The 7,965-nt window shown below is 68.4% G+C and carries 3 protein-coding genes, 1 other RNA gene and 2 pseudogenes; 5 read left to right on the plus strand and 1 reads right to left on the minus strand.

Going from position 1 to position 7,965, the window contains the following annotated elements; translation table 11 throughout:
* Window positions 1–110 precede the first annotated feature (110 nt).
* On the plus strand, window positions 111–2,960 hold the full coding sequence (locus WEE69_02460) for a glycosyltransferase (GenBank protein MEX1144153.1): 2,850 nt from the start codon (window positions 111–113) through the stop codon (window positions 2,958–2,960).
* Window positions 2,961–3,075: 115 nt separating this feature from the next.
* On the opposite strand, the pseudogene bioB reads toward WEE69_02460, so the two are convergent.
* Window positions 3,076–4,050 (minus strand): annotated as a pseudogene (gene bioB, locus WEE69_02465) (biotin synthase BioB).
* 108 nt (window positions 4,051–4,158) lie between these two features.
* Between bioB and WEE69_02470 the strand changes: the two are divergent.
* The 4 genes and pseudogenes from WEE69_02470 to rnpB all read left to right on the plus strand — a co-directional run bounded on the left by WEE69_02470 (window position 4,159) and on the right by rnpB (window position 7,961).
* A pseudogene (locus WEE69_02470) lies at window positions 4,159–5,516 on the plus strand (flavin monoamine oxidase family protein).
* Between the two features lie 32 nt (window positions 5,517–5,548).
* On the plus strand, window positions 5,549–6,007 hold the full coding sequence (locus WEE69_02475; GenBank protein MEX1144154.1) for an ATP-binding protein: 459 nt from the start codon (window positions 5,549–5,551) through the stop codon (window positions 6,005–6,007).
* Between the two features lie 10 nt (window positions 6,008–6,017).
* Window positions 6,018–7,514: a CoA-acylating methylmalonate-semialdehyde dehydrogenase gene (locus WEE69_02480; protein MEX1144155.1), complete on the plus strand. Its 1,497-nt coding sequence runs from the start codon at window positions 6,018–6,020 to the stop codon at window positions 7,512–7,514.
* A 51-nt stretch (window positions 7,515–7,565) separates the two neighbouring features.
* An RNA gene (gene rnpB / locus WEE69_02485) (RNase P RNA component class A) lies at window positions 7,566–7,961 on the plus strand.
* Window positions 7,962–7,965 lie beyond the last annotated feature (4 nt).

The raw sequence follows: 7,965 nt of genomic DNA on the forward strand, positions 1-7,965 counted from the left end.
CCCTCTCACCTGGTGCTCCGTCACCACATGGTGACAACCTCGGCCTGTAGTCTCGCGCCGGGCAGACACGCCCATAGACGATGAGTTCTCCCACGACTTCTCGCCGGCTGGTGCTCGTCGCACCCGCACTCGACGCCCGCTCCGACGATGTCGATCGGCGCAGCCGAACACTCGACTTCGTACGACGCGTCGACGACTTGCTGCCCGATGTCGAGAAAGTCGTGGCGTCGTTCAATCCAGCTGACGCGCTCGCCGACACCCCAGCGCGCGTGATTGCCGCGACCGACAAAGGCTCACTGATCGCCGCTGCCTTCGCAGCCGATGCGGTGATCATCGGCCCGATGTGCTTCACGAACGAGTCGATCGACAACTCTGGCGACGGCGACCTAGTCGGTGAGGATGCGTCGGGCGTGGCGTTTGCGGCCGGGCTCGCATGCGTTGCCGCGATCGTGGACCGCCCGCTCTGGGTTCTCGGCGCATCGATCGGTGACGTGTCTGCGGAGCCAAGCCGTGGACTCGCGCGGGCCGTCTTCGAGCTGGCAACAGTCGTGAGCGTCGTCGACGACGCGTCGAGGTCAGCCGTCGAGGCGCTCGGAGCGAGAGCCGACACCGTGCACATCGGCGAGCCGAAGCACCTCGCATTGGCACCCGAGTCCAACGCGACGACGCCGCGGTCTCCCGAGACGCTCGCATTGGTCGGGCGGCTGAGTCCGAGCGTGCACCGCCAGCTGTGGCTCCGCCACCAGGAGCTCGAGCATGAGCTGGCGCGCCGCGGGCGGGCAATCCGTGACCGCGATGGGGTCATCCGCCGCCGCGAGGATGACATCGCGGCGCTCCGCGTCGAGGCCGCACGCAAGGAGGCCGAGCTCGAAGCTCGAGGCCTCGCGGCGATCGAGACCGAGCTCACGGAGATCAAGGGATCACGCGCGTGGCGGGCCGTGGACCGGTACCGGCTGCTGCGGGCCCGTGTACGCGCGTTCCGGGCCATACGGCGTCGGCTCACCGAGCCCGCACGACCGCCCACGCCACTTCAATCGGCTTCACCGCTGCGGACACATCGGGCTGCCAAGCATGATGTGGTCTGCCTCTCGATCATCGACTGGGACTCGCGCTGGCAGCGGCCCCAGCAGATCGCCTCGAAGTTCGCCGACAATGGCCACCGCGTCTTCTACGTGCGGATGTCGGGTTTCCTCCCGCCGGGGGAGCGCGCGTACGAGCTGGCTGAGCTGCGCGAGAAAGTGTGGGGCGTCACCGTCACCACCCGCATGCACCCGCGCGTGTACGAGCAGCCGATCGATCCGACGATCGCGAGCGCGGTGGCCGACTCGCTCGCCGCGCTCCGTTCCGAGCACGACATCTCGCTCGCGGTGGCACTTGTGCAGATCCCGACGTGGCGGCCGGTCGCGGCCCTCGTGCGCCAGCGATTCGGCTGGAACGTCGTGTACGACTGCATGGACGAGTGGAGCGGGTTCCCGGGCATCTCCGAATCGGTGATCGACGAAGAGACGAGCCTCGCGGCCTCCGCCGACATCGTGGTCGTGAGTGGCAAGCGGCTGCTCGAGAAATGGGCTGCCGCCGGACCACCGGTGGTGCTCGCCCGGAACGCGACCGACTTCGACCGCTTCGCCAGTGACCCCGGGCCGTCCGAGCTGGATGACGTCGATGGGCCCGTAATCGGATACTTCGGTGCCATCTCCGAGTGGCTTGACCTCGGACTGGTGGCCTGGGCCGCGCGTGAGCGACCGGCGTACACGTTCGTGCTCGTCGGCGCGCCTGAGATCGACGTGCGCGCGGTCAAGAAGCTCCCGAACGTGCGCCTGTTGGGTCAGCGCCCGTACGAGGAGATCCCCGCCCACCTCGCTCGCTTCGACGTGTGTATCATCCCGTTCCTCGTTAACGACATCACCGCAGCCACCGACCCGGTGAAGTTCTACGAGTACCTCAGTGGCGGGAAGCCGGTCGTGTCGACCTGGATGCCCGAGCTCGAGGCCTATGCAGAGCACGTCTCGCTGGCCCGGAATCGCGACCAGTTCCTCTCTTTTATAGACGCTGCCGTGACCGAAGACGATGTTGCCAAGCGCGACGGTCGCATCGACGTCGCTCGGGCCAACGACTGGCAGGCGCGCTACGAGGTCATCGAGAGCGCGATCGCAGAGGTACTGGGAATGCTCAGCATCGTCGTGGTCACGTACGGCAACTTCGAGCTCAATCGACAGTGCATCGAGAGCGTGCTCGTGAACACGACCCATCCGAGCTTCGAGCTGATCGTTGTCGACAACGCATCGGGCGACGCGACTCCCGAGTACCTCCGGCAATGCGCAGTCAACGACGACCGGGTTCGTGTCGTGATCAATGACGACAACGTGGGCTTCGCGGCCGGGGTGAACCAAGGACTCGCGCTCGCTCGCGGCGATGTAATCGTGATCCTCAACAACGACACCGTGGTGCCGAGTGGTTGGCAAGCACCTCTCTTGCGACATCTCGAGGACACAGACGTTGGTCTTGTCGTAGCGAGTACCAACTCCTCGGGCAACGAATCGAGGATCCCGGTGTCGTACACGGATCTCGATGAGATGGAGGAGTTCGCGGTGCAGCGTCGACGTGCGCATGACGGCCGATCCTTCGACATCCGCGTCGCGGCGATGTATTGCGTGGCCCTGCGCCGTGATGTGTTCGAGGGCGTCGGCCCCCTCGACGAGCGCTTCGGTGTCGGGTGGTTCGAGGACGACGATTACTCACACCGAACGCGGCTCGCCGGCTACCGGGTGATCTGCGCCGAAGATGCGTTCGTCCACCATGTCGGACAAGCTGCGTTCCAGCTGCTCCCGTCAGGTGATCTCGAAGCGCTCTGGGACGCCAACCAGCAGCGCTTCGAGGAGAAGTGGGCCACAAGATGGGAGCCCCACACGCTGCGGCCCGAGCTTGCCGACGTCCAGCCAGAGCGACACCCGCCCGACTGAGCTGAACACCTCCAAACCCCCGCTACTCAGCGGCGACGGGGATGGTGGTGCGGGCTGGGCGGGCGTGGGCGCCGTTGGCGTCCACGATGAACCGACCTTCACCGGGACCATCGGCCACCGGCATGCCGAGCGCGTCGAGCAGCGCGAGGTCGGCTTCGGCGTCGCGGCCGGTCGTGGTGAGGTAGTTGCCGACGATCAGCGCGTTGGCACCCGCGAGCAGGCCCATCGCTTGGAGCTCGCCGAGCACGCGCTCACGGCCACCGGCGAGGCGCAGCCACGCGTCGGGGAGGATCAGTCGGAACAGTGCGATCGCCTGGAGCGCTTCGCGCGGTGACAGCAGCGACTCGTCGGCGAGCGGCGTGCCTGGGCGCGGGTCGAGCAGGTTGATCGGAACCTCGCACGGGGCGAGCTCGCGGAGCTCGAACGCGAAGTCCACCCGTTGCTCGAGCGTCTCGCCCATCCCGAGGATGCCGCCGCAGCACAGCTCCATGCCCGCATCGATCGCCAGGCGGGCCGTCTCGACGCGGTCGTCATATGAATGCGTCGTGCAGATGCGCGGGAACACCTCGCGACACGTCTCGAGGTTGTGGTTGTAGCGGCGGACGCCGGCAGCGGCGAGCCGGTCGGCCTGCTCTTTGTTGAGCAGCCCCAGCGAGCACGCCACTTCGAGTCCGGTCTCGTCGTGCACCGCATTCACCGCGTCGATCACCTTGCGCAGCAGCCGCTCCTCAGGACCGCGCACTGCGACCACGATGCAGAACTGCGTGGCCCCCGCGGCGCGCGTGGCTCGGGCCGCACCGAGAACCTCGTCGAGATCGAGGAACGGATAGACGTCCACGTCGGTGGCGAACCGAGCGGACTGGGAGCAGAACGCGCAGTCCTCGGGACACGCGCCCGACTTGGCATTGATGAGGCTCTCGAGCTCCACCTCCGGACCGCACCACTCGAGACGGACGCGGTGTGCCAGTGCGACCACGTCGGGCATCCGGTCGAGAGGAATCGCCGCGACCGCACCGGCTTCGGCGCGCGTGAGGCGTCGGCGCTCGTCCAGCAGCGCATGCTCGGCGACCGCGAGGGCAGCTTCAGGCACGGCCGCAGCGTAGAGGGTTCGCCCTCTGGTGAGCAGGCGAGCGGGCCCGAAGGGTCGGGGTCGGGTACCCCGACCACGAGCGAGCGCGACCAAACCTAGGGTCACGCCATGGCTGAGCGTGTCGACGCCGATGTGTGTGTGGTGGGGGCAGGAATCGCCGGGTTGATCGCGGCACGCGACCTCGTGGCCGCCGGCCGCGAGGTGATCGTCCCCGAGGCGCGCGACCGGGTGGGCGGCCGGGTGTGGAACCACTCTCTTGCCGACGGCACGGTCGTGGAGCTGGGCGGTCAGTGGCTCGGGCCCACGCAACTGCGCATGGAGCGTCTCGTTCGTGACCTCGGTCTCGCCACGTTCCCCACCTACGACGAGGGCGAGCACGTCCTGCGCTTCGGCGGGCGATCGTCTCGCTACCAGGGGACCATCCCCCGCATCAGCCCCGTCGTGCTGGCCGACATGGCCCAGGCGCAGACCCGGTTCGACCGCATGGCCAAGCGTGTACCGCTCGAGACCCCATGGAACGCGGCGCGGGCCGCTGCCTGGGATGGCCAGACGTTCGACTCGTGGATCGGCCGCAACACGGCCACCCGCGGCGCGCGCGAGCTGTTCTCGCTCTACGCCAGGGGGTCTTCGCGGCCGAGCCCACCGACTTCTCGCTGCTGCACGCGCTCTTCTACACCGGCTCGGGCGGGGGAGTGGACGTGATCTCCGGCACCCGCGGTGGCGCGCAGCAGGACCGCGTCGTCGGCGGTTCGCAGCTGGTCCCGTTGGGGCTTGCCGCCGCGCTCGGTGAACGAGTCAGGCTCGGCCAGCCGGTGCGGCGGATCGACCACGCAGTCGACCACGTCACGGTGCACGCCGACAGCGTCGAGGTCGCCGCACGACATGCCATTGTCGCCGTGCCGCCCGCGCTTGCTGCCCGCATCTGGTACGAGCCCGCCCTGCCGCCGGGGCGCGATCAGCTCACGCAACGCCTGCCGATGGGGTCGGTCATCAAGTGTCACGCGGTCTACGACGAGCCGTTCTGGCGGGCAGACGGCCTCACCGGCCAGGCCACTGGCGATCGCGGCCCCGTGAAGATCGTGTTCGACAACTCGCCCCCGTCGGGTGCCCCCGGAGTGCTGTTGGCCTTCCTCGAGGCCGCGCACGCCCGAACGTTGGGCCGCCTGCCGGCTGACGAACGTCGGGCGGCGGTCCTTGCTTCGCTGGCGGAGTTCTTCGGACCGCGAGCCGCGACGCCGATCGACTACGTGGATCTCGACTGGTCGGCCGAAGAGTGGACACGCGGTTGCTACGGGGCTCACTTCCCGACCGGGGTGTGGACCCAGTTCGGGCTCGCGTTGCGCACCCCCGTGGGCCGATTGCACTGGGCCGGAACCGAGACCGCGTCGGTGTGGAACGGCTACATGGACGGCGCGGCCCAATCAGGGGAACGGGCCGCCGGAGAGGTGCTCGTCCCCGGCGCCTAGGTGCCCCGATCGCCTGTTCACGGGAAGCGAGAATGGGGCATAACGACGCGTATGCGATCGGTGCCCGAAGGGTGCAGCAGGTGATGACCCAGCAGGTGAGCCAGGAGCTGGCCGCGGTGGACGTCAGCCCGGCTCGAGCTCGCTCGATCGTCCGCCGCATGCTGGCCGTGTGGGACGCCGACGACGAGGTTCGCCTCACGGAGTTGCTCACCAGCGAGCTCGTCACCAACGCAGTTCGGCATGCCGCGACCGAGATCATGCTGCGAGTGGCGGTCGACGCCCGGACGGTCCGGGTCGAGGTCACCGATACCGGCAAGACCATGCCGGTGCTCACGCAGACGCCCGATGTCGGTGGCTATGGTCTGCGGATCGTCGATCAGCTGGCTGCCCGCTGGGGTGTCGATCCGATCCCGAACGACGGCAAGACGGTGTGGTTCGAGGTGGATCTCAAAGGTCACGAGGCCGGAACGCGCGTCACCACTCGTCCGTAGACTGCGCGGCATGGCGAGCGCGGTGCGGCACATCGGCCATTGGATCGACGGGGGCCTGGTCGAGGGGTCGGAGCGCACCGCACCGGTGTTCAATCCGGCGACCGGCGAGCAGACCGCGGCAGTCGCGCTCGCTTCGGCAGAAGAGGTGGATCGAGCGGTCGCCGTGGCGAGGGCCGCGTCTGCCGGCTGGGGAGCAACGCCCCTGTCGGCCCGCGCCGAGTTGTTGTTCCGGCTCCGGGAGCTGCTCGACGGCAACCGGAAGGAGCTGGCGTCGGCCGTCAGCGCGGAGCACGGGAAGGTGCTCTCCGACGCCCTGGGGGAGGTCGCCCGCGGGATCGAGAACGTCGAGTTTGCCTGCGGCATCCCGGTGCTGCTGAAGGGCGGGTTCTCCGAGCAAGCCGCCACCGGCGTCGACGTGTACTCGATCCGCCAGCCGCTCGGCGTCGTCGCCGGGATCACACCGTTCAACTTCCCGGCGATGGTCCCGCTGTGGATGCTGGCCAACGCCATCGCCTGTGGGAACACGTTCGTGCTCAAGCCGTCGGAGAAGGACCCTTCGGCGTCCCTGGTGATCGCCGATCTCGTGAAGCGCGCGGGTGTGCCCGACGGGGTGCTCAACGTCGTGATGGGTGACGCGGTGGCCGTGAACCGCATCCTCGAGCACCCCGACATCGCCGCGGTGTCCTTCGTGGGCTCCACGCCCGTCGCCCGCCACGTGTACGAGACCGGCACGCGTCACAACAAACGCGTCCAGGCGCTCGGGGGCGCGAAGAACCACATGGTGGTGCTCCCCGACGCCGACATCGACATGGCGGCCGACGCGGCGATCTCGGCTGGGTTCGGGTCAGCGGGCCAGCGGTGCATGGCGATCTCGGTGGTGGTCGCTGTCGGCGCGGTCGCCGACGACCTCGTCGCGGCGATCGCCGCGCGCATCTCGCAGGTGAAGGTCGGCGCCGGTGACGATCCGTCGGCCGAGATGGGCCCGCTCGTCACGCGCGAGCTGCGGGACCGCGCCGCCGCGTACGTCGAGGGCGCTGCCGGCGAAGGCGCGACCGTGGTGGTCGACGGGCGATCGAGCGGACCGAGCGGCGACGGGTTCTTCATCGGCTGCTCAGTCGTCGATCACGTGCGGCCAGGCATGAAGCTGTACGACGACGAGATCTTCGGCCCGGTGCTGTCGGTCGTGCGGGTCGACAGCTACGACGAAGCGATCGGGATGGTCAACGACAACCCGTACGGCAACGGCGTGGCGATCTTCACTCGCGACGGCGGTGCCGCCCGTCGGTTCCAGTCCGAGGTGCAGGTCGGCATGGTGGGCGTGAACGTGCCGATCCCGGTGCCGGTCAGCTACTACAGCTTCGGCGGCTGGAAGAGCTCGCTCTTCGGCGACACCCACATCTACGGCCCTGAGGGCATCCACTTCTATACCCGCGGCAAGGTCGTGACGGCCCGGTGGCCCGACCCCGCGTCATCGCAGATCGACCTCGGCTTCCCGCAGCACCGCTGACGCATTGTCGGTGTCGCCCGGCCGCTGGACATGGGACACTGGTGGCGGTGGTGAGTCGGCCAGGCGGCCGCGTACCGCGATCCTCCATGGAGGTGAAGCGGTCCGAGGAACGTCCGGACTCCACAGGGCACGGTGCTGGGTAACACCCAGTCGGGGTGACCCGCAGGAAAGTGCCGCAGAGAACAGACCGCCGATGGCGGGTCAGTCTCCGGAGTGATCCGCACAGGCAAGGGTGAAACGGTGCGGTAAGAGCGCACCAGCATCCGGGGTGACCCGGGTGGCTCGGCAAACCCCATCGGGAGCAAGGTCAGACAGGGAGAGTGCGGCCCGCACGCAGACACTCCCGGGTAGACCGCTAGAGCCGTCAGGCAACTGCCGGCCCAGAGGGATGGCCGTCACGGATACGCAAGTGTCCGAACAGAATCCGGCGTACGACCGACTCACCACCACT

The organism is Acidimicrobiia bacterium, assembly GCA_040881685.1.
Taxonomy (GTDB): Bacteria; Actinomycetota; Acidimicrobiia; order IMCC26256; family PALSA-555; genus SHVJ01.

Bases quoted from the DNA above. Each gene is read 5' to 3' on its own strand.
- WEE69_02480 (MEX1144155.1), top strand. From the start codon at position 6,018: ATGGCGAGCGCGGTGCGGCACATCGGCCATTGGATCGACGGGGGCCTG.
- WEE69_02475 (MEX1144154.1), top strand. From the start codon at position 5,549: ATGGGGCATAACGACGCGTATGCGATCGGTGCCCGAAGGGTGCAGCAG.